Source organism: Rhodococcus sp. NPDC003383 (assembly GCF_053589115.1).
Genome location: NZ_JBSFRG010000055.1, coordinates 1 through 18,691, shown reverse-complemented (window position 1 = coordinate 18,691; position 18,691 = coordinate 1). Strand labels below are relative to the sequence as shown.

General features: G+C 67.5%; 19 protein-coding genes. 5 read left to right on the top strand and 14 right to left on the bottom strand.

Translation table 11 applies throughout. From position 1 onward, the window contains the following. Window positions 1-149 precede the first annotated feature (149 nt). From ACWDTS_RS27885 to ACWDTS_RS27870, 4 genes are all read right to left on the bottom strand, one after another. Window positions 150-623, bottom strand: coding sequence for a Dps family protein (locus ACWDTS_RS27885; RefSeq protein WP_197256899.1), 474 nt, complete (start codon window positions 621-623; stop codon window positions 150-152). A 200-nt stretch (window positions 624-823) separates the two neighbouring features. Further along, window positions 824-2,284: a catalase gene (locus ACWDTS_RS27880; protein WP_450110441.1), complete on the bottom strand. Its 1,461-nt coding sequence runs from the start codon at window positions 2,282-2,284 to the stop codon at window positions 824-826. Window positions 2,285-2,360: 76 nt separating this feature from the next. Next, window positions 2,361-2,786: a Fur family transcriptional regulator gene (locus tag ACWDTS_RS27875; protein WP_197256904.1), complete on the bottom strand. Its 426-nt coding sequence runs from the start codon at window positions 2,784-2,786 to the stop codon at window positions 2,361-2,363. A gap of 31 nt (window positions 2,787-2,817) precedes the next feature. Then, window positions 2,818-3,594, bottom strand: a complete 777-nt coding sequence (locus ACWDTS_RS27870) for a methyltransferase domain-containing protein (RefSeq protein ID WP_248674246.1) — start codon at window positions 3,592-3,594, stop codon at window positions 2,818-2,820. 347 nt (window positions 3,595-3,941) lie between these two features. On the opposite strand from ACWDTS_RS27870, the gene trpS reads away from it, so the two are divergent. Further along, window positions 3,942-4,982 (top strand): tryptophan--tRNA ligase, encoded by a 1,041-nt coding sequence (trpS, locus tag ACWDTS_RS27865; RefSeq protein ID WP_450119441.1) that lies wholly within the window; start codon window positions 3,942-3,944, stop codon window positions 4,980-4,982. Window positions 4,983-5,165: 183 nt separating this feature from the next. Next, on the top strand, window positions 5,166-5,963 hold the full coding sequence (locus ACWDTS_RS27860; RefSeq protein WP_450119440.1) for a DUF5602 domain-containing protein: 798 nt from the start codon (window positions 5,166-5,168) through the stop codon (window positions 5,961-5,963). A 73-nt stretch (window positions 5,964-6,036) separates the two neighbouring features. Here the strand turns inward: ACWDTS_RS27860 and ACWDTS_RS27855 are convergent, their stop codons facing one another. From ACWDTS_RS27855 to ACWDTS_RS27825, 7 genes are all read right to left on the bottom strand, one after another. After that, window positions 6,037-6,663, bottom strand: coding sequence for a hypothetical protein (locus ACWDTS_RS27855; protein ID WP_450119442.1), 627 nt, complete (start codon window positions 6,661-6,663; stop codon window positions 6,037-6,039). Beyond that, the gene (locus ACWDTS_RS27850) at window positions 6,647-8,362 is read right to left on the bottom strand and encodes an FAD-dependent oxidoreductase (RefSeq protein WP_450119439.1); all 1,716 of its coding nucleotides are present in this window, start codon (window positions 8,360-8,362) and stop codon (window positions 6,647-6,649) included. The genes ACWDTS_RS27855 and ACWDTS_RS27850 overlap by 17 nt, the downstream gene beginning before the upstream one ends. After that, the gene (locus tag ACWDTS_RS27845) at window positions 8,359-9,864 is read right to left on the bottom strand and encodes a flavin-containing monooxygenase (protein ID WP_450110435.1); all 1,506 of its coding nucleotides are present in this window, start codon (window positions 9,862-9,864) and stop codon (window positions 8,359-8,361) included. The genes ACWDTS_RS27850 and ACWDTS_RS27845 overlap by 4 nt, the downstream gene beginning before the upstream one ends. After that, window positions 9,861-10,436, bottom strand: coding sequence for a TetR/AcrR family transcriptional regulator (locus ACWDTS_RS27840; protein WP_197256917.1), 576 nt, complete (start codon window positions 10,434-10,436; stop codon window positions 9,861-9,863). The genes ACWDTS_RS27845 and ACWDTS_RS27840 overlap by 4 nt, the downstream gene beginning before the upstream one ends. 75 nt (window positions 10,437-10,511) lie before the next feature. After that, on the bottom strand, window positions 10,512-10,964 hold the full coding sequence (locus tag ACWDTS_RS27835) for a GNAT family N-acetyltransferase (protein WP_231611616.1): 453 nt from the start codon (window positions 10,962-10,964) through the stop codon (window positions 10,512-10,514). A gap of 83 nt (window positions 10,965-11,047) precedes the next feature. Then, window positions 11,048-12,079, bottom strand: a complete 1,032-nt coding sequence (locus ACWDTS_RS27830; protein WP_450119438.1) for an aspartate-semialdehyde dehydrogenase — start codon at window positions 12,077-12,079, stop codon at window positions 11,048-11,050. A 2-nt stretch (window positions 12,080-12,081) separates the two neighbouring features. Further along, window positions 12,082-13,347: an aspartate kinase gene (locus ACWDTS_RS27825; protein WP_197256930.1), complete on the bottom strand. Its 1,266-nt coding sequence runs from the start codon at window positions 13,345-13,347 to the stop codon at window positions 12,082-12,084. Window positions 13,348-13,522: 175 nt separating this feature from the next. On the opposite strand from ACWDTS_RS27825, the gene ACWDTS_RS27820 reads away from it, so the two are divergent. After that, the gene (locus ACWDTS_RS27820; protein WP_450119437.1) at window positions 13,523-13,924 is read left to right on the top strand and encodes a TIGR03668 family PPOX class F420-dependent oxidoreductase; all 402 of its coding nucleotides are present in this window, start codon (window positions 13,523-13,525) and stop codon (window positions 13,922-13,924) included. Between the two features lie 46 nt (window positions 13,925-13,970). On the opposite strand, the gene ACWDTS_RS27815 is transcribed toward ACWDTS_RS27820, so the two are convergent. The 3 genes from ACWDTS_RS27815 to ACWDTS_RS27805 form a co-directional block, all read right to left on the bottom strand. Continuing rightward, window positions 13,971-14,258: a hypothetical protein gene (locus ACWDTS_RS27815; RefSeq protein WP_450119436.1), complete on the bottom strand. Its 288-nt coding sequence runs from the start codon at window positions 14,256-14,258 to the stop codon at window positions 13,971-13,973. Window positions 14,259-14,606: 348 nt separating this feature from the next. Further along, window positions 14,607-14,798, bottom strand: coding sequence for a YegP family protein (locus ACWDTS_RS27810; protein WP_197256936.1), 192 nt, complete (start codon window positions 14,796-14,798; stop codon window positions 14,607-14,609). Window positions 14,799-14,945: 147 nt separating this feature from the next. Further along, window positions 14,946-15,278 carry a histone-like nucleoid-structuring protein Lsr2 gene (locus ACWDTS_RS27805; protein ID WP_197256938.1) on the bottom strand — a complete coding sequence of 111 codons (333 nt, stop codon included), beginning with the start codon at window positions 15,276-15,278 and terminating at the stop codon, window positions 14,946-14,948. A 967-nt stretch (window positions 15,279-16,245) separates the two neighbouring features. Here ACWDTS_RS27805 and leuA point away from each other — a divergent pair. Together leuA and ACWDTS_RS27795 are read left to right on the top strand one after the other, a co-directional pair. Beyond that, window positions 16,246-18,054 (top strand): 2-isopropylmalate synthase, encoded by a 1,809-nt coding sequence (gene leuA / locus ACWDTS_RS27800; protein WP_197256940.1) that lies wholly within the window; start codon window positions 16,246-16,248, stop codon window positions 18,052-18,054. A gap of 152 nt (window positions 18,055-18,206) precedes the next feature. After that, a complete protein-coding gene (locus ACWDTS_RS27795; RefSeq protein WP_197256942.1) occupies window positions 18,207-18,581 on the top strand; it encodes an SHOCT domain-containing protein in 375 nt (124 codons plus the stop codon). The last annotated feature ends 110 nt before the right edge of the window (window positions 18,582-18,691 follow it).

Sequence of the window (18,691 nt, the reverse complement as noted above, 5' to 3'; positions counted from 1 at the left end):
GCCACTCGACCAGGCTCGCCGATGCCGTGGTCGACACGCCGCAACCGGTCGGCGTGTCGACCGAAACGGGGCAAAGGTTCGCAGGTGCGGCACTAGCAATGACTCCCGACACATCCGTCACACAGTTGTTCGAACGGACGGGTGATGGATCAGGCGAGCTGCGCCTGCCACATCCAGTGCAGCTGCTCGAGCCGAGCGGTCTGCCCGATGAGCAGGTCCTGCGTCACCGGATCGGCATCCGCGGTGGAGTCGATCCGGTGACGCAGCCGCGAGACGACGGCGGCGATGTTGTCGACGATCGCCGCGACGACCTCCTCGCCCTTGGTCCAGTCGTTGCCGAACCCCTTCGTGCCCGATTCGCGCGCCACCGTGGCGGCGCGGCCGTCCGGGGCGACACCGATGGCGGTGAGTCGTTCGGCCGCCTGGTCCGCGAAATCACGTGCGACTGTTACCAACTCGTCGAGTGCGAGGTGGATGCTGCGGAACTGGGGTCCGACGACCGTCCAGTGCGCCTGCTTGCCGATCAGGCTCAGGTCGACGAGGTCGACCAGGGCGGCCTGCAGAGCGTCCGCGGCGACGTCGCGGCGTGCCGGATCGAGTGTGCTGGTGATGGGGCTGTTCATCTTGCCACTCCTTTCGAGGGCTTCGGGGATTCCCCCGAAGCGGTGAGCACGTACGTGGTGGATGTGGAGATCGGTGCCGGCGGGGCGGATGATGGAGGCAACCGCTCGCATCGCGAAGGAGGCCGACGATGGAATCCTTGATCGTCTTCGCTCTCGCCGTTCTCGTCTACTGGTGGGGCCTGCTCTGATCCGGCGTCCGGTCAGCCGCGGCCGGCCCGGACACCCTCCTCGACCTTCTTGCCGAGGTCGGCGTCGACACTCCGCCAGTAGTCGAAGATCCGCTCGTACAAGGACTCCGAGGTTCCGCCGAGGATGTGGCCGACGATGTTGTCGACCAGGCGCTCCCGCGCGGCGTCGTCGAGAACCTCGCGTACGAGCGTCCCCGCCTGCGCGAAGTCGTCGTCCTCGGCGTGCCGGACGTATCCGGCGCGGATCGCCTCGGTGCCGAACTCCCACAGGCCGTCGTCACCGGCCCGCTGCGGGTCGGCGTGCGGTCCACCGAAGCTGTTCGGTGCGTACACCGGCGTCGCCGGGTCGTTGAACGAGAACGCCATGTTTCCGTCCTGCGAGTACGAGCGCACCTCGTTGCGCGCCGCATTCACCGGCAGCTGCGCGTGGTTGGCGCCGATGCGGTAGCGGTGCGCGTCGGCGTAGGAGAACACGCGGCCGAGCAGCATCTTGTCGGGCGAGAAGCCGATACCCGGCACGATGTTCGACGGCGCGAACGCGGCCTGCTCGATCTCCGCGAAGAAGTTGCGCGGGTTGCGGTTCAGCGTCCAGGTGCCGACCTCGATGAGCGGGTAGTCCTTCTGCGACCACACCTTCGTCAGGTCGAACGGGTTGAAGCGGTACGCCTCGGCCTCGGCGACCGGCATGACCTGCACCTTCAGCGTCCAGCTGGGGTACTCGCCGCGCTCGATCGCGTTGTAGAGATCGGCCCGGTGGTAGTCCGGATCGGTTCCGGCGAGGGTGTCCGCCTCGGCCTGGGTGAGGAACTCGATCCCCTGGTCGGTCTTGAAGTGGTACTTGACCCAGAAGCGCTCACCGGCGGCGTTGATCCACTGGTAGGTGTGCGAACCGAACCCGTCCATGTGCCGCCAGGTCTTCGGAATACCGCGGTCGCCCATCAGCCACGTCACCTGGTGTGCGGTTTCCGGCCGCAGTGTCCAGAAGTCCCACTGCATCGTGTGGTCGCGCAGGCCCGAGCCGGGCAGGCGCTTCTGCGAGTGGATGAAGTCGGGGAACTTGATCGGATCCTTGATGAAGAAGACCGGCGTGTTGTTCCCGACCAGGTCGTAGTTGCCGTCCTCGGTGTAGAACTTGACCGCGAAGCCGCGCGGGTCGCGCCACGTGTCCGGGCTGCCCTGCTCACCGGCGACGGTCGAGAAACGCACGAGCGATTCGGTTTTCGCGCCCGGCTGGAACAGCTTGGCCTTGGTGTAGGCGCTGACGTCGCCGGTGACGACGAGCTCACCGAACGCACCGCCGCCCTTGGCGTGGACGACCCGCTCGGGCACCCTCTCCCGGTTGAAGTGCGCGAGCTTCTCGATGAGGTAGTGGTCGTGCAGCAGAATCGGGCCCTGGGTACCGGCGGTCAGCGATTCGTCGTCGCTGCCGATCGGGTTTCCCACGTTGTTGGTGGTGAAGGGTGCGTTGGTCATGCTGATCTCCTGATGCGTTGTGCGCGTAGATCTTCTCGGTCCGGGGGCGCGATACCATCCTGGCCGACGGGGTGGACTAACGGCAGTCGGGACACAGTCCCCAGAAGGTGATCTCGGCCTCGTCGACGGCGAATCCGCGTGCGTCCGAGGGAGCGAGACAGGGGGCCGCGCCGACCACACAATCGACGTCGACGACCGTGCCGCAGTTGCGGCACACGAGGTGGTGATGGTTGTCGCCGGTTCGGGCTTCGAACCGCGCCGGGGAGCCGGCCGGCTCTATCCGGCGGAGCAATCCCGCACTCACACAGGCTTTCAGCACATCGTAGATCGCCTGGGTGGACACGGAACCGAGTTCGCGGCGCACGGCTGCGGCCACCTCGTCGGCATCGGAATGCGGATGTGCGGCAACCATTCCGAGTACCGCGACGCGCGGAGCGGTCACTCGGAGCCCCACCGAGCGCAACTGCTCGCGAGGGTCGAAGTTCTCGTCCGTTCGTTCCATGACTACGAGTATGCCCCTTTTCTGGAATTAGTCAAGAAAAGGGGCGCTTCGCCCGTGTGCCTTTGTGGCGGTCGGAGGCGCCACAAAGGCACACGGGCGGCTGAGCCGCACGGCAGACCAGCATGCGGTCGGCGCCCTTCTGGAAGCGGTAGTCGACCTCGACGACTTCACCGGCGATGTTCCGTCCCCGAAGCTCCGCGAGCAGCTCGTCCAGGCGCGGATAGAGAACCGACGATCCCGAGGCCACGAGCGGAAAGATCCGCACCTCGCCGCTGGCGACGCGCACGAGTTCGACGATCGCGTCGACGTGGAAGGCGTGGTCGAGGCGGTCGGAATAGCTGAACAGCAGGTGTGAACTGAGTACGAGGTCGAAGCTGTCGTCCGCGAACGGCAGGGACGGCAAGCGCCCGGCGACGTAGTGCTGCGGGTGCCGGCTCATGTCGGCGGCGAACTTCCGGACCGCGTACTGCCGGACGCGCCGGTGCTCGTCCGGGTCGACGAAGAACGTCCAGTCGTACTCGTCGGCGTGAGCGCGGACGTATCGGTCACCGCGGTCGGTCTCGGCTGCCGCGACGGCGGCCAGTTCTTCCGCTCCGTTACCGAAATAGGCCGTGTCACATGCAGTTACATCGCCGCCGCGGTCGTTCACTTCGCCGGTGAACCCGGCCGCACCTCCAGGGCAGTCCAAGATCCGTCGGAACAGGTCGTCGGCGGTGAGGCCGAACATCGCCCGGTACTCGTCCAGCGAACGGGAACTGATCAGCATCTCTCCGATACCGCCGGCCGGAACAGGATCGTCGTGGGTCATGGGTGGTTCCTCTCGAATCGAGGCCACCTCACCGGACGTGCCGCCACCGTCCAGGAAGCGAGCGTGATCGACCGCGGAAGAGGCGGCCGGAAAGCACAGTCGACGGGCCGCTAGGAGTACGGCCACCAACGCTGCGTCACGGTAATCACCGCTCCATTGGAGCACGGCGAGAGATGGTTCGGCAATCGGCCGAACTGCTACGCTGGCCGGGTGATCGTCATCCGACAGGCATGGTGGTGGCTGCGCCGGCAGCCCAATTGACCATGTCCGCGGGCTGTACGCAGCCCGCGATCGTCGTCCGACCAGATCGAGGTTCGTGCAGCCCCTGACCATTTCAGGAGCAGTACATGACTTCCCTTGCCACCAGCGTCGAACGCAGCGAGACTCTTCGCACCGACGTCGCCGCGAACCCTGGTCGATATGGGGTTCTGACCGGTGAAAGACCAACGGGCCCATTGCATCTGGGACACTACTTCGGCACCGTCGCCGAGCGTGTGCGTCTGCACGACTCGGGCGTGGACACCTTCGTCGTCCTCGCGGACTACCAGGTCGTCACCGACCGCGATGCCATCGGCCGGGTCCGGGACAACGTCTACAGCGCAGTCCTGGACTATCTGGCCGCCGGGATCGACCCCGATCGGGCCACGATCTTCACCCACTCCGCGGTGCCGGCACTGAACCAGCTGATGCTGCCGTTCCTGAGCCTGGTCACCGAAGCCGAACTGCACCGCAACCCGACCGTCAAGGCCGAGCATGCCGCCTCGGGCCGCGCGCTCAGCGGCCTGCTGTTGACGTATCCGGTGCACCAGGCCGCCGACATCCTGTTCTGCAAGGGCAATCTGGTCCCGGTCGGAAAGGACAACCTGCCCCATGTGGAACTGACCCGGGTGATCGCCCGGCGGTTCAACGACCGCTACGGGGCGGTGTTTCCGGAGCCGCAGGCGCTGCTCACCTCCAGCCCGGAAGTACCCGGCCTGGACGGACGGAAGATGTCCAAGTCGTACGGCAACGCGATCACGTTGTCGATGACCGCCGACGAGACAGCCGCGGTGATCCGCAAGGCCCCGACCGATTCGGATCGGCGGATCACCTTCGACCCCGTCGCCCGCCCCGGGGTCTCGGCGCTGCTGACCACAACAGCGCTGTGCACGGGCGGCGACGAGCACGAAATCGCCGACACGATCGGCGACGCCGGGGCCGGAGCACTGAAGAAGATCGCCACGGAGGCCGTCAACGACTTCCTTGCCGCACACCGTCGTCGGCGCGACGACCTCGCCGGGAACCCGGACCACGTCCACGCAGTCCTGCGGGAGGGTAACCGACGCGCCTGCGAGATCGCCGAGCAGACACTCGCCGAGGTACGAACCGCGATGGGAACGATGTACTGATGCGACCGGCCACCCCTCGCCGCGGTCGCCGGGATCGGGTTTCCGCGACACTCGGATGCCGAGGCCGGGACGCACTCCGAACACCCGACGATCACGAATCGATCTACCGCGCCCGCGCCCGCCCGACGCGCAGTTAGTATCCGAAACGACGGATACCCCCGCGTCGGAAATCGAGGGCTGTACATGGAGATTCGACCCTGCGCCCGTCTGCTCGCCGTGATCGCCGCCGCAGGGTGCCTCGGATTGTTCGTGGCTCCCGCGACCGCGGCCGGTGGGGGCATTTCCGACCTGGTCGAGGGCCCCGCGCGTCCCGTCGGGGCGGGCAACGCCCGCGCATACGTCACCCTCGACGACGACGGCACGCCGGCCACGATCGGGGTCCGGCTCGACGCGGCCGCGCTCGACGAGCTGCCCGGCGGCCCGCTGCCGACCACCGAGGAGTACGTGCTCGAGCTGCCCGAGCAGGCGAAGGCCGCGCCGTTCGACCACGTCACCGTCGACTGGAATTCGCACGGCCACAACCCCGAGCACGGTTTCGACGTGCCGCACTTCGACGTGCACTTCTATCTGCTCGACAGGGCCACCGTGTCCACGATCGACCCGTTCGTCCCCGGCTACGTCCAGGCAGCCACCACCCTGCCGGACCCGAGATACGTGCCCGAGGGCTACGCACCGAGCGGGGATCCGCTGATGTCGACGGTCCCGCGCATGGGACTGCACTGGCTCGACACCGCCGAATCGGGACACCACCTCACCGAGACGGTGTTGTACGGCACGTGGAACGGACGGCAGGCGTTCGTCGAACCGATGATGAGCCGCGACTGGCTCGCCTCCCGGCCGCTGTTGCACGAGCAGCTGCCGCAACCCGAGGCGTACCAGCGCACCGGCCTCTACCCCACCACGTACGCGGTGTGGTGGGACGAGCCGGCCCGGACGTACACGATCGAGCTCGGCGGACTGACGATGCGCGAGGCGTCGTAGGGGTCCGCCGACGGGGAAGACAGCCGCGCGCGGTCGCCCGCGCGCGGCTGTCTCCTGCCTCCGCCGATCCGCGCTACCGACCCGGTCCGGTACTCATCCGGCCCCGTGTGATGACGATGCCGTGATGGGTTCCGGACCGCAGCCACCGGTCGAGCGTCGGACCGCCGGCCTGCACCTCCACCCGGGCGTACCGGAAGCGGCCGCGCAGCTTGGCCGTCGCCCGCAACAGTCCGCCGCCGTCGAGGGGCTGCGCGAACGTCAGCCCACCGGCGATGGGCAGCTCGGGGCCCTTGGGCGACGCCGTGGTCGTCACCTTCCACGACTCACCCGTCGCCGAGAACGTCCGGGTGACGTCGCCGGCGAACTCCGCAAGCACCTTCGGCAGATGCCAGTGGGTCCGGCCGCCGTGCACCGACGGCTCCGAGTCGACGGCGATGAACGGTACCGCCATCGACGGAATCACCCCCGGTCGCAGCACCGGGCTGGCCAGGATCTCCCGGTAGGGCCCGACCGGCGACTCGAGGTAGTCCACCATCATCGCGAGGGTGAACGGCAGCGTCGTCCCACCCGGCCCGAACTGCGCCGCGTCGGGGGTACTGCGGTGCCACCACAGGGTCGCGCGCACAGCCGCCGGCCAGGGCGGCGGGGGCGAGACCGGCCAGTCCTCCCGGTCCGTGCTGCTCTCAGGCACGCTCCACAGCATGTGCGGGTTCCTCTCGGCGGACGGTGGGTACGGGCAGCAGCAGCGCGGCCGGAGCGTCGGCGGGCACCGCCGGCCGGACCGGCGCCACCGGGGCCACGGGCACGTAGCCCTCCCCGAGCGCGGGACGGGTGTCGGCTTCACCCTTGTTGGGCCACAGGGCCATCGCGCGTTCGGCCTGCGCGGTGATGGTGAGCGAGGGGTTCACACCCAGGTTCGCGCTGACCGCCGAGCCGTCGACGATGTGCAGCCCCGGATGGCCGTACGCGCGCAGGTACGGGTCGACGACGCCGGTGTCCGCCGAGTCGCCGATGACGCAGCCACCGAGGAAGTGGGCGGTCATCGGAATGTTCACCAGATCGGCGATCGAGCCTCCCGCATCACCGTCGAGCTTGTCCGCGACCCGCCGGATCGCCTCGTGCCCCACCGGGATCCACTCCGGCGGCGGTTCGCCAGGTCCGGGCTTGCTCGTCACACCGCGACCGAACGGGCTTCGGCGGCTGCGCAATTCGAGCGAGTTGTCGTCGGTCTGCATGACGAGCGCGATCACGGTGCGTTCGGACCAGTGCCGCACCGACAGACTGCGGAAGAACGCGCCCGGGTTGCGGGCGGCGACACCGAAGAACTTCACCAGTCGCGGTGCGCGACCGCCGCCGTCGGTGAGCAGTGCCTGCAGCAGGCCGATGGCGTTGCTGCCCTTGCCGTATCGGACCGGCTCGATGTGCGTGTGGTCGTCCGGGTGGAACGACGACGTGATCGCCACGCCGCGGGTGTAGTCGATCGTGGTGTCCTGCGCGGACGCGGCGAGCACCGCCTCCGAGTTGGTGCGCACGACCGTGCCGAGGCGGGGCGACAGGTTCGGCAGCGCACCGGTCTCCTGCATCGCGAGCAGCAACCGCGCGGTGCCGTACGTGCCGGCCGCGACGACGACCTGATCTGCGGTGAAGACCTTGCGGCGCTTACGGATCCGGTTGGTGCTCTTCGTGTGGATCTCGTAGCCGCCACCCTCCCGCGGACGCACCTCGGTGACGGTCGTGAGCGGATGGACGGTCGCACCGGCCTTTTCGGCGAGGTACAGGTAGTTCTTGACGAGGGTGTTCTTGGCCCCGACCCGGCAGCCGGTCATGCACCCACCGCATTCGGTGCAGCCGGTGCGCTCGGGTCCGGCACCGCCGAAGAACGGATCCGGCACGGTCTCGCCGGGCGTTCCGAAGAACACGCCGACCGGCGTGGTCGTGAAGGTCTCACCGACCCCCATGTCCTCGGCGACCGAGCGCATCACCTCGTCGGCGGGAGTGGTCGACGGATTGGGGCGGACCCCGAGCATCTTCGCGGCCTGGTCGTAGTACGGGCCGAGTTCGGCTTCCCAGTCGGTGATGTGCCCCCACTGGGGATCCTGGAAGAACGCCGACGGTGGCCGGTAGAGCGTGTTGGCGTAGTTGAGCGATCCTCCGCCGACCCCTGCGCCGGCCATCACCAGCACGTCGGGCAGCAGGTGGATGCGCTGGACGCCGTAGCAGCCGAGGGCCGGTGCCCACAGGTACTTGCGCAGCCGCCAGCTGGTCTTCGGCAGCTCGTCGTCGCTGAACCGCCGCCCGGCCTCGAGGACACCGACGCGGTAGCCCTTCTCGGTCAACCGCAGTGCCGAGACGCTGCCGCCGAAGCCCGAGCCGATCACGAGCACGTCGTAATGGGTCATGCGTTCACCTGCTCGGCGGCGGGGCGCGCCACGTAGTTCTCGGAGTCGAAACGCCGGGTCACCTGCCGGAACTTCCAGGTGAAGGTCGGCCACATCACGGAGTTGCGGCCCTTGCGGTCCAGGTACCAGCTCTGGCATCCGCCCGCGTTCCAGATCGTATCGGCGAGCATCGGATCCAGTCCGGAGTTGTAGCGTCGCTGCGCGCCGTCGGTCACCTCGACGGAGCTCAGCCGTCGGGTGCGCATCGTGCGGATCGCGTCGGCGATGTAGGTGGCCTGTGATTCGAGCATGTACACGATGGAGCTGTGGCCGAGGTTGGTGTTCGGTCCGTACATGAGGAACAGGTTCGGGAACCCGTGCACCGCCGTGCCGAGGTGCGCGGACGGACTGCCGTTCCACGTCTCGGCGAGGGTGCGTCCGCTGGTACCCCGAATGTGCTGGGCCACAGGAGGTTCGGTCGGCGTGAAGCCGGTGCCGAAGATGATCGCGTCGACCTCGTACTCGTTGCCCTTGTCGTCGACGACGGCGTTCTCGGTGACCGCGGTGAGACCGGAGGCGACCACGGTGACATCGGGCCGAGTGATCGCGGGGAACCAGTCGTTGGACAACAGGATCCGCTTGCACATGATCCGGAAGTTCGGCTCGAGCTTCGCGCGCAGCTCGGGATCGGCGACCTGCTTCGCGAGGATGGACCGCGCCCGGCGTTCGAACAGCGGCACGATCCACTTGCGCGCGAACGGCTTGGTCATCCCGACCACGTAGGTTTCCTTCTGGCCGTAGACGGCCGCACGGACCAGCCTCTGTGCCGCCGGGACCCGGCGATAGAGCGCTTTGACCGGAGCCGCGATCGTGTGGTCGTGCTTGGGCATGACCCACGAGGCGGTCCGCTGGAAGAGGGTGAGGTGCGCGACCTTGTCGACGATGGCGGGAACGAACTGGATCGCCGATGCTCCGGTACCGATCACGGCGACCCGCTTGCCGGTCAGGTCGTAGTCGTGGTTCCACTCGGCGGAGTGGAACATGGTGCCGCCGAACAGCTCCAGTCCCGGAACCTTCGGCAGGGTCGGAGTGGACAGGGCACCGGTGGCGGCGACGAGGACGTCGGCGGTCAAGTCACCTTTGGAGGTCGACACGAGCCAGCTCCCCCGCGCGTCGTCCCACTGCGCATCGCGCAGTTCGCAGTCGAACACGGTCCGGTCGGTCACTCCGGTCTCACGTGCGACGCGGCGCAGGTAGGCGTAGATCTCGGCCTGGGTGCCGTGGGCCTTCGACCAATCCGGCTCGGGCGCAAAGGAGAACGAGTACAGCGCGCTGGGCACGTCGCACGCGGCCCCGGGGTAGTTGTTCACCCGCCAGGTACCGCCGACGTCGTCCCCGCGTTCGATCACGACGACGTCCGCCTTCGGATCCTCGCGCAACAGCGTTGCGGCCATGCCGATTCCGCCGAACCCGGCGCCTACGACGAGGGTGTGCACGTGGGTGGGGAGCGTTGCCGAACTCATTTCATCACCAGCGCTTTCCAGACGGGGAGCAGCCGCTCCCGGAACTCACGATCGGATTCGGGGGTACGCATCAGGGAGGACACCGCGAAGCCGCGGGCCAGTTCGATACTCAGGTCGATGGCGTCCGGACTGATCCGGTCGCCCATGATCTCGAGGCAGCCGACGTGCAGGGCGTCGGACACCTTCCGCTCCAAGGGGATCATCGCCTCGTGCAGAGCGGGGTCGGTGCGGGCGGCGACCCACAGTTCGAGTGCCGCGTCGAACAACGGGCCGACGAACGCGTCGAACAGCGTCTCGAGCGCGCGGTCCGGTTCGGGCCGTGCCTCGAGGATCTCCGCGAGCCGTTTGTCGACGAGGTGCGCGACGGCCGCGACGACGAGCGACTCCTTGGTCGGGAAGTGGTGCAACTGGGCGCCGCGGGACACGCCGGCGCGTTTGGCGATGCCCTGCGTGCTGGTGCCCGCGTATCCCAGTTCGACGAGGGAGTCGACGGCGGCGTCGAGCAACTTGGCTCTCGTCGCCGCGGTTCGCTGGGCCTGTGTGCGGGGCACACCGGCTGTGGTGTCGGTCACGAAACCGAGAGTAACGGTAAAACTACAAACAGTCCAGACTGTTTGTAACTTTCTTTTTCCGGGCTCCGAGGACGGTCAGCCGGCCTCCCGACGCATCGGCACATGGTCGATTCCGGCCTCGAGATAGTTCGGCCCGGTCCGGCGGAAACCCCAGCGGCCGTACCACTTCTCCAGATACGCCTGCGCCGAGATCTCGATCGGACGGGGGAAGTCGCCGATCACGGCATCGATCAGCCGCGCCGCGTGACCACGCCCGCGGGCATGCTTCGCGGTGGCGACCCGCCCGATGTGGATCACCGGCCCGTCGTCGAGGACCCGCAGGGTCGCCACCACGTCGCCGTCGACCTCGGTCCAGTACAGCGTGGTGGTCGGTTCGAGATCGAGACCGTCGAGCTCGGGTTCGCAGACGATTCCCTGCTCGTAGACGAACACCTCGAGGCGCAACCGGACTATCCGATAGAGGGTTGCCGGGTCGATGCGGTCGAGCGTCGCGGAGCGGATGGACGGCACGCTGTCAGACTGGCACATTTTCGGACCGGGGCGACGAAAAGAGCGAGTGGACCACCCCGAAGGGTGATCCACTCGCTCGAGTGCAGTGGGAGGCTACCCGCTCAGACGAGCAGCTCCGCGATCTGGATCGTGTTGAGCGCAGCACCCTTACGCAGGTTGTCGCCCGAGACGAACAGCGCCAGGCCCCGTCCGTCCGGCACGCCCGGATCCTGCCGGATACGGCCCACGAGCGAAACATCGTCACCCGCGGCCGCGAGCGGCGTGGGCACGTCGACGAGCTTCACGCCGGGCGCGTTCGCGAGCAGTTCCTGTGCCCGCTCCACCGACAGGGGGCGTTCGAATTCCGCGTTGATCGACAGCGAGTGCCCGGTCACGACCGGGACACGGACACACGTGCCCGACACGAGCAGATCCGGCAGGCCGAGGATCTTGCGCGACTCGTTGCGCAGCTTCTGGTCCTCGTCGGTCTCGCCCGAGCCGTCGTCGACGAGCGAACCGGCCAGCGGCAGCACGTTGAACGCGATCGGCGCGACGTACTTCTCCGGCGCCGGGAAGTCGACGGCGCTGCCGTCGTGGACGAGCTTGTCGGCGTCGGCGATCACCGCGCGCGCCTGGCCGAGGAGCTCCTCGACGCCGGCGATGCCGCTGCCGGACACGGCCTGGTAGCTCGAGACGATCAGGCGCTGCAGGCCCGCCTCGTCGTGCAGGACCTTCAGGACCGGCATCGCAGCCATCGTGGTGCAGTTCGGGTTGGCGATGATGCCCTTCGGCGGGTTCTTCGCCTGCTCGGGGTTGACCTCGCTCACGACGAGCGGGACCTCGGGGTCCTTGCGCCACGCCGACGAGTTGTCGACGACGGTCGCGCCGGCCGCCGCGAAGCGCGGAGCCTGCTCACGGGAGAGGGTCGCACCCGCCGAGAACAGCGCGATGTCGATGCCCTTCAGATCCTCGTCGGAGGTCGCCGCGGCGTCCTCGACCACGATCTCCTCGCCGCGGAACGGCAGCTTCTTGCCGGCCGAGCGGGCCGACGCGAAGAACCGCACCTTGTCGGCGGGGAAGTTGCGCTCCTCGAGGAGCGTGCGCATGACGACGCCGACCTGGCCGGTCGCACCTACAACAGCAATGGTGGTCATGATTACCGTCCCGTTCCGGCGTGGACGACGGCTTCTTCCTCGCCGCCGAGGTCGAACGCGGCGTGCAGGGCACGGACCGCGTCGTCGAGTTCGGTGTCGTCGACCAGCACCGAGATGCGGATCTCCGACGTGGAGATGAGATCGATGTTGATGCCGGCCGCGGCGAGCGCCTCGCAGAACTTCGCGGTCACGCCCGGGTGGCTCTTCATCCCGGCCCCGACGAGCGACACCTTGCCGATGTGATCGTCGAACAGCACCTGGGTGAAGCCGATCTCGTCCTGCTGCTTGGTCAGCAGCTCGACGGCACGCGGGCCGTCGGCCATCGGCAGGGTGAAGGTGATGTCGGTCTTCCCGGTCTCGACCTTCGAGATGTTCTGCAACACCATGTCGATGTTGATCTCGGCGTCGGCCACGGCCCGGAAGACCTTCGCCGCGTAGCCGGGGGTGTCGGGCAGGCCGACGACGGTGACCTTGGCTTCGCCGCGATCGTGCGCGACGCCGGTGATCAGGGCCTCTTCCACGGGGATGTCCTCCATCGATCCGGACACGATCGTGCCGGGCTTGGTGGTGTACGACGAACGAACGTGCACGGGCACGTTGTAGCGGCGGGCGTACTCGACGCAACGCAGCATGAGCACCTTCGCACCGCACGCGGCGAGTTCGAGCATCTCCTCGAAGGAGACCGTGTCGAGTCGCTGCGCGTCCTTGACGATGCGCGGGTCGGCGGTGAACACACCGTCGACGTCGGTGTAGATCTCGCAGACGTCGGCGTTCAGAGCCGCCGCCAGCGCGACGGCGGTGGTGTCCGATCCGCCGCGACCGAGCGTGGTGATGTCCTTGCTGTCCTGGCTGACGCCCTGGAAGCCCGCGACCAGAACGATGCTGCCCTCGTCGAGCGCGGCCCGGACACGACCCGGCGTGACGTCGATGATCTTGGCGTTGCCGTGGCTGCCGGTGGTGATCACGCCGGCCTGCGAGCCGGTGAACGAACGGGCCTCGGCACCGAGCGAGTGGATGGCCATCGCGACGAGAGCATTGGAGATGCGCTCACCGGAGGTGAGGAGCATGTCCATCTCGCGGGCCGGCGGCACCGGGCACACCTGCTGAGCGAGGTCCAGCAATTCGTCGGTGGTGTCGCCCATCGCGGAGACGACCACGACGACGTCATTGCCCGCCTTCTTGGTCTCGACGATCCGTTCAGCGACGCGCCGGATCCGCTCGGCCGTCGCGACCGAGGATCCTCCGTACTTCTGGACGACGAGTGCCACGCTGGCGAACCTCCGGGTATTGGGTGCAAGTACCAGGAAGCGAGTCTACCGATGAGGCCCCGGACGACCCCGCTCGGGCCGTCCTGCGCCTCCGGCGCCCGTGTGCCTTTGTGGCGGTTCCGGGCGCCACTTGTGCACACCGGCGCGGAGCGCCCGGAGGGCTAGCGTGAGGTGCATGGACGCCCGCCGCCGCGTCGCTGCCGCCCGGGTGGCCCGACTCGCCACGGCGGACGGGTCCGGCACGCCGCACGTGGTCCCGATCGTGTTCGCCCTGGACGGCGACGCGATCCACACCTGCGTCGACGACAAGCCGAAGACCACCCGGCGGCTGCGGCGCCTCACCGACATCGCCGAGAACCCGCGAGTGAGCGTGCTCGTCGACCACTACAGCGACGACTGGTCGCAGCTGTGGTGGATCCGCATCGACGGCATCGCCACGGTCCACGACGCGGACACCGAGGCGGGTGCCATCGGACTCGACGCGCTGGCCCGCAAGTACCCGCAGTACCGAGAACAACGGCCACCCGGCCCGGTGATCACGATCGACCGGCTGCGCTGGCGCTCGTGGTCGGCCTGAGCCACGCCGACGGTCGTCGAGGTCCTCGAGTCGGCTCACCCGGTGATCACGGCCGCGGGTTGGTGCGGACCCACCGGCGCCGGTCGCTCTGCGTGGCCCCGGCGCAGCGACGACACAGGACGACGCCGTGCTCCCCGACCTCCGCCAGGTACAGCGCCTCGCTCCACGGCACGTGCGCGAAGCGATCCAGGCGAGCACGCGAGAGCGGAACTCCGCACAAAGTCTGATTCGTGCCGGGCGTCCACGCGTGCGTGTCACCGCACGGGTACCGGATCCCGTCGCGGTCGATCCACCGACTCGATGCCGCGACCGCGTGCTCGGTTCGCTGGGCCATGAGTCAGGGTTCCCACGGCCGGGTGAATTCATGCCGGCCCGGCGAAACGTGCCGTCGGCCCCGACCGAGAGAACACCCGGTGCCGGCCACGGCGACGATTCCGTTCCGTCGAGTGCTGGGCACAGGACTCCTGTTCGACGCGGACTCCACGGTTCAGCAGGGAGCGGATTTCTGTGCCGCCCTTACAGATCAGGGAGAATCCTCGTGCGCAAGACGACAATTGCCGTCCTCGCCACGACCACGGTCGCCGCCTGTAATCGTGGTCGACCTGTGGTCCTGCACACCGGACACAGGACCACAGGGCGGTCGGGCGCGACCCGGTCGTCGATATCGTCGACAGACCCCGATTCACGACTTTTTCGAGGTCAAGTCCTCCACGGGAGCCGAGGCGGCATTGGCCTTGACCGACGCAATACCGTTCTGAGCCGCTGCCTTCGAGGTGTAACCCTGGCTGGCCGCGATGATCTCGCCGTTGGCTGCTTTCAGCCGGAACCGGAAATCTCCGCCGGTGTCCTTGAAGAGCTCGAACCTGGCAGACATGACACCTCCACTGCGATGTCCACGACGGTCGCAGACCCCGTGTCACCACGGTAGGTCGCGCTCTCGAACACCGGCTGCGGAACAGCGTGATCGCCTGTGGCGCTGCGTGACTGCGCTTGCCGTCTACGGACCGACACGGAACGGAGGTCAGTGCGCCGCCGTGTACTCGTCGACGAGCGACTGCGGCATGCGTCCGCGGGCAGGGACCTCGTAACCGGCCGAGATGGCCCATTCCCGGATCTCCTTGGAAGTCGGCGAACCCGAGACGCCGGGCGGGCTTCCTCGCCGCTTGCGTCCTCCGACACGGGTGGCATTCGCCACGTAGGGCTCGATCTTCTTGCGGAAGTCCCGAGCGTTCTTCTTGTTCAGATCGATGGTGTATTCGACCCCGTCGAGTGCAAAACTTATCGTCTCTCCGTCCTCTTCCAAAGGGGTTCCGTCGATGTCGTCGAATATCTCGACAACGGTTCTTTTCGCCACAGGAAACCTCCATTTCCGGTATTCGAACGAGTCCAAAAGCAGTGTACATACCGACGGTATGAATTGTCCGAAATCATCGGAGCGCTACTCAGAAGTGTTGGCTGCTGCCGATTCCGACCGCGACGCTCTCACGTGAGCCGAAATGGATTCGGCATGCGTTGATCAACGAATCGAGCCCCGAAAAATACCGCGAGGAATCTTCCCCGAGTGACACGGCCGGGTTCCGAAAATGATCATCGAGCGTGCATGCGATCGGACAGATCGCGTCGATCTCATCGGTCGAGTAATTCCATCCTTTCGGCCGAGCGAGAGGCCGTGACCACTCCGGTCGCACCGAGGCCCTGGAGTCCGGTGCGGCCGCCACAGGAGATCGCCGCGTTCCGAGCACCGAACGCACCCGGTCGACGGGGCAGCCGTGACGGGTCAGTACCGGCGAAATACCCTCGGCCACATGGCAATAGGCACCGCCCGACCTTCCGGGTCCGGCCCGCGGAGACCGACGCGGTCGGGCCGGGAACACGATCGCCGTGCGCATGTACCGGAAGACGCACGCGAGTCGCACACCGTCATAGACGCTGCCACGAGCCGGTAACCGGACTCCCCGGTCGGGTCGCCGATGGTCATCGCGTCGCCCCCTCCCGGCAACGGCCGGTTCGGGCCGAGCAGCTCGCCCGAACCGAGGAGGCCCACCGTCTCGTCCGCGCAGGTGCGGGGCACGTCCAGCACCCTGCAGGGTTGTCCTCCATGTCCGGATCGCCGGTTCCGGCCGCGTCCATTGTGTGAGATGGATCGCCCCCCTCTGGGCCCGACTGGGCCGGGACGAGTACACTGCCAGGCATGCAGCGCGCCCTTCTCCTCGGCCGCCGCGGCGGGATCTGACCAGACCGGCTTCCCGTCGCGGGGTTTCGACGCGCCGGTCGATAATCTGTTTCGGACCCACAGGTCCATATTTTCTTTGGAGCACGTCATGTCACCCGCCGACGCATTCACTTCCGGTTCGCGCACCATCACGCCGCCGAGCAAGCCGGCTCCGGCCGACCAGCCGTCCTGGAACAAGCAGAAGAACTCCTCGATGCCGGTGTACCGGTACCTGCCGTTCGCGGAGGAGGTCGAGCCGATCTCGCTGCCCGACCGCACCTGGCCCGACAAGGTCATCGACCGTGCGCCCGCGTGGTGCGCCGTCGACCTGCGAGACGGCAACCAGGCGCTGATCGACCCGATGAGCCCCGCCCGCAAGCGCCGCATGTTCGACCTGCTGGTCCGGATGGGCTACAAGGAGATCGAGGTCGGCTTCCCCTCGGCGAGCCAGACCGACTTCGACTTCGTCCGCGAGATCATCGAGGACGGCGCGATCCCGGACGACGTGACGATCCAGGTGCTGACCCAGTCGCGGCCGGAACTGATCAAGCGGACCTTCGAGGCCTGCGCCGGCGCGCAGAACGTGATCGTCCACTTCTACAACTCGACGTCGATCCTGCAGCGCCGTGTCGTGTTCCGCGCCGACAAGGAAGCGATCAAGAAGATCGCGACGGATGCCGCCGCACTGGTGCTGGAAGAGGCGAAGAACCACCCCGACACGAACTGGCGCTGGGAGTACTCGCCCGAGTCGTACACCGGCACCGAGCTGTCGTACGCCAAGGAGGTCTGCGACGCGGTCGTCGACGTGCTGGGCGCGACCCCCGAGAACCCGGTCATCATCAACCTGCCCGCCACGGTCGAGATGGCGTCGCCGAACGTGTACGCCGACTCGATCGAGTGGATGCACCGCAATCTGGCCAAGCGCGACAGCATCATCCTGTCGCTGCACCCGCACAACGACCGCGGTGAAGGTGTCGCCGCGGCAGAGCTGGGTTACATGGCCGGCGCCGACCGCATCGAAGGCTGCCTGTTCGGCAACGGTGAGCGCACCGGCAACGTCTGCCTGGTGACCCTGGGCCTCAACCTGTTCAGCCGCGGCGTCGACCCCCAGATCGACTTCTCGAACATCGACGAGATCCGGCGCACGGTCGAGTACTGCAACCAGCTGCCGGTTCACGAGCGGCACCCGTACGGCGGCGACCTGGTCTACACGGCCTTCTCCGGAAGCCACCAGGACGCCATCAACAAGGGCATGGACCAGATGAAGGTCGACGCCGACGACGCCGATCAGGACGTCGACGACATCGTCTGGGCGGTTCCCTACCTGCCGATCGACCCGAAGGACGTCGGCCGCAGCTACGAGGCCGTGATCCGTGTCAACAGCCAGTCCGGCAAGGGTGGCGTCGCGTACATCATGAAGCACGACCACGGCCTGAACCTGCCGCGGCGTCTGCAGATCGAGTTCTCCAGCGCGGTGCAGAAGGTCACCGACGGCGAGGGCGGCGAGGTCAGCCCCAAGGAGATGTGGGACATCTTCCACGAGGAGTACCTGGCCCCGATCACGCCGCTGGAGCGGATGCGTCAGAAGGTCACCGCCTCGGAAACCGACGACGGCACCGACCGCATCGTCGCGACCGTCAAGGTCGACGGCGTCGAGAAGGAGATCGAGGGCGAGGGCAACGGCCCGCTGGCCGCGTTCGTCGACGCGCTGGAGACGATCGGTTACCGGGTCGCCGTGCGCGGGTACGCCGAGCACGCGATGTCGGCCGGTGACGACGCGAACGCCGCCGCCTACGTCGAGGCGGACGTGACCCGTCCGGACGGAACCACCAAGCTGGTCTGGGGCGTGGGCATCGCTCCGTCGATCACCACCGCATCGCTGCGCGCGGTCGTCTCGGCGGTCAACCGGGCGCACTGATTCCGCTCGCCGTTCGGCCTGCATTCGGACAAACGCGGCGGTACTCTTCGGGAAGTCTCCCGGGGGTGCCGCCGCGTTTGCTGTTTCTCCCGGCGTGACGGCTCCCCTCCGGATCGGGACTCGAGGTTCACACGGGACGAGAGGGAAGCTCCATGGATTTCTGGGACATCATCTGGTTCATCATCGTCAGCTTCGCGTTCGTCGCCTACCTGATCATGCTGTGGATGATCATCGGCGACCTGTTCCGCAATCGTGAGCAGTCCGGTTGGGTGAAGGCGATCTGGATCATCTTCCTGTTCATCTTCCCGCTGCTCACCGCGCTGGTGTACCTGATCGTCCACGGCGACGGCATGGCCAAGCGGAGCGCGCGGGAAGCCGCCGAGTTCAAGACCGCCCAGGACAACTACATCCGCGAGGTCGCGGGCAAGTCCCCCGCCGAGCACATCGCCGACGCCAAGGCGCTCCTCGACGCCGGGACCATCACCGAGGAGGAGTTCCAGGCGCTGAAGGCGAAGGCTCTCTCCTAAGGCGCCTGCGGCGCCGGTGAACACCGTCGACGATCCCGCGGAACGCGTGCTCGCCTACATCGAGGTGAACCTGCGGCTCGTCGCGGAGGGTGAGCACGCCGTCATCGGTG

Coding starts and splice junctions, on each gene's coding strand:
- ACWDTS_RS27810 (WP_197256936.1), bottom strand. CDS start 14,798: ATGTCTGCCAGGTTCGAGCTCTTCAAGGACACCGGCGGAGATTTCCGG.
- trpS (WP_450119441.1), top strand. CDS start 3,942: ATGACTTCCCTTGCCACCAGCGTCGAACGCAGCGAGACTCTTCGCACC.
- ACWDTS_RS27835 (WP_231611616.1), bottom strand. CDS start 10,964: ATGTGCCAGTCTGACAGCGTGCCGTCCATCCGCTCCGCGACGCTCGAC.
- leuA (WP_197256940.1), top strand. CDS start 16,246: ATGTCACCCGCCGACGCATTCACTTCCGGTTCGCGCACCATCACGCCG.
- ACWDTS_RS27830 (WP_450119438.1), bottom strand. CDS start 12,079: ATGACCACCATTGCTGTTGTAGGTGCGACCGGCCAGGTCGGCGTCGTC.
- ACWDTS_RS27870 (WP_248674246.1), bottom strand. CDS start 3,594: ATGACCCACGACGATCCTGTTCCGGCCGGCGGTATCGGAGAGATGCTG.
- ACWDTS_RS27880 (WP_450110441.1), bottom strand. CDS start 2,284: ATGACCAACGCACCCTTCACCACCAACAACGTGGGAAACCCGATCGGC.
- ACWDTS_RS27885 (WP_197256899.1), bottom strand. CDS start 623: ATGAACAGCCCCATCACCAGCACACTCGATCCGGCACGCCGCGACGTC.
- ACWDTS_RS27795 (WP_197256942.1), top strand. CDS start 18,207: ATGGATTTCTGGGACATCATCTGGTTCATCATCGTCAGCTTCGCGTTC.
- ACWDTS_RS27850 (WP_450119439.1), bottom strand. CDS start 8,362: ATGACCCATTACGACGTGCTCGTGATCGGCTCGGGCTTCGGCGGCAGC.
- ACWDTS_RS27875 (WP_197256904.1), bottom strand. CDS start 2,786: ATGGAACGAACGGACGAGAACTTCGACCCTCGCGAGCAGTTGCGCTCG.
- ACWDTS_RS27820 (WP_450119437.1), top strand. CDS start 13,523: ATGGACGCCCGCCGCCGCGTCGCTGCCGCCCGGGTGGCCCGACTCGCC.
- ACWDTS_RS27815 (WP_450119436.1), bottom strand. CDS start 14,258: ATGGCCCAGCGAACCGAGCACGCGGTCGCGGCATCGAGTCGGTGGATC.
- ACWDTS_RS27860 (WP_450119440.1), top strand. CDS start 5,166: ATGGAGATTCGACCCTGCGCCCGTCTGCTCGCCGTGATCGCCGCCGCA.
- ACWDTS_RS27845 (WP_450110435.1), bottom strand. CDS start 9,864: ATGAGTTCGGCAACGCTCCCCACCCACGTGCACACCCTCGTCGTAGGC.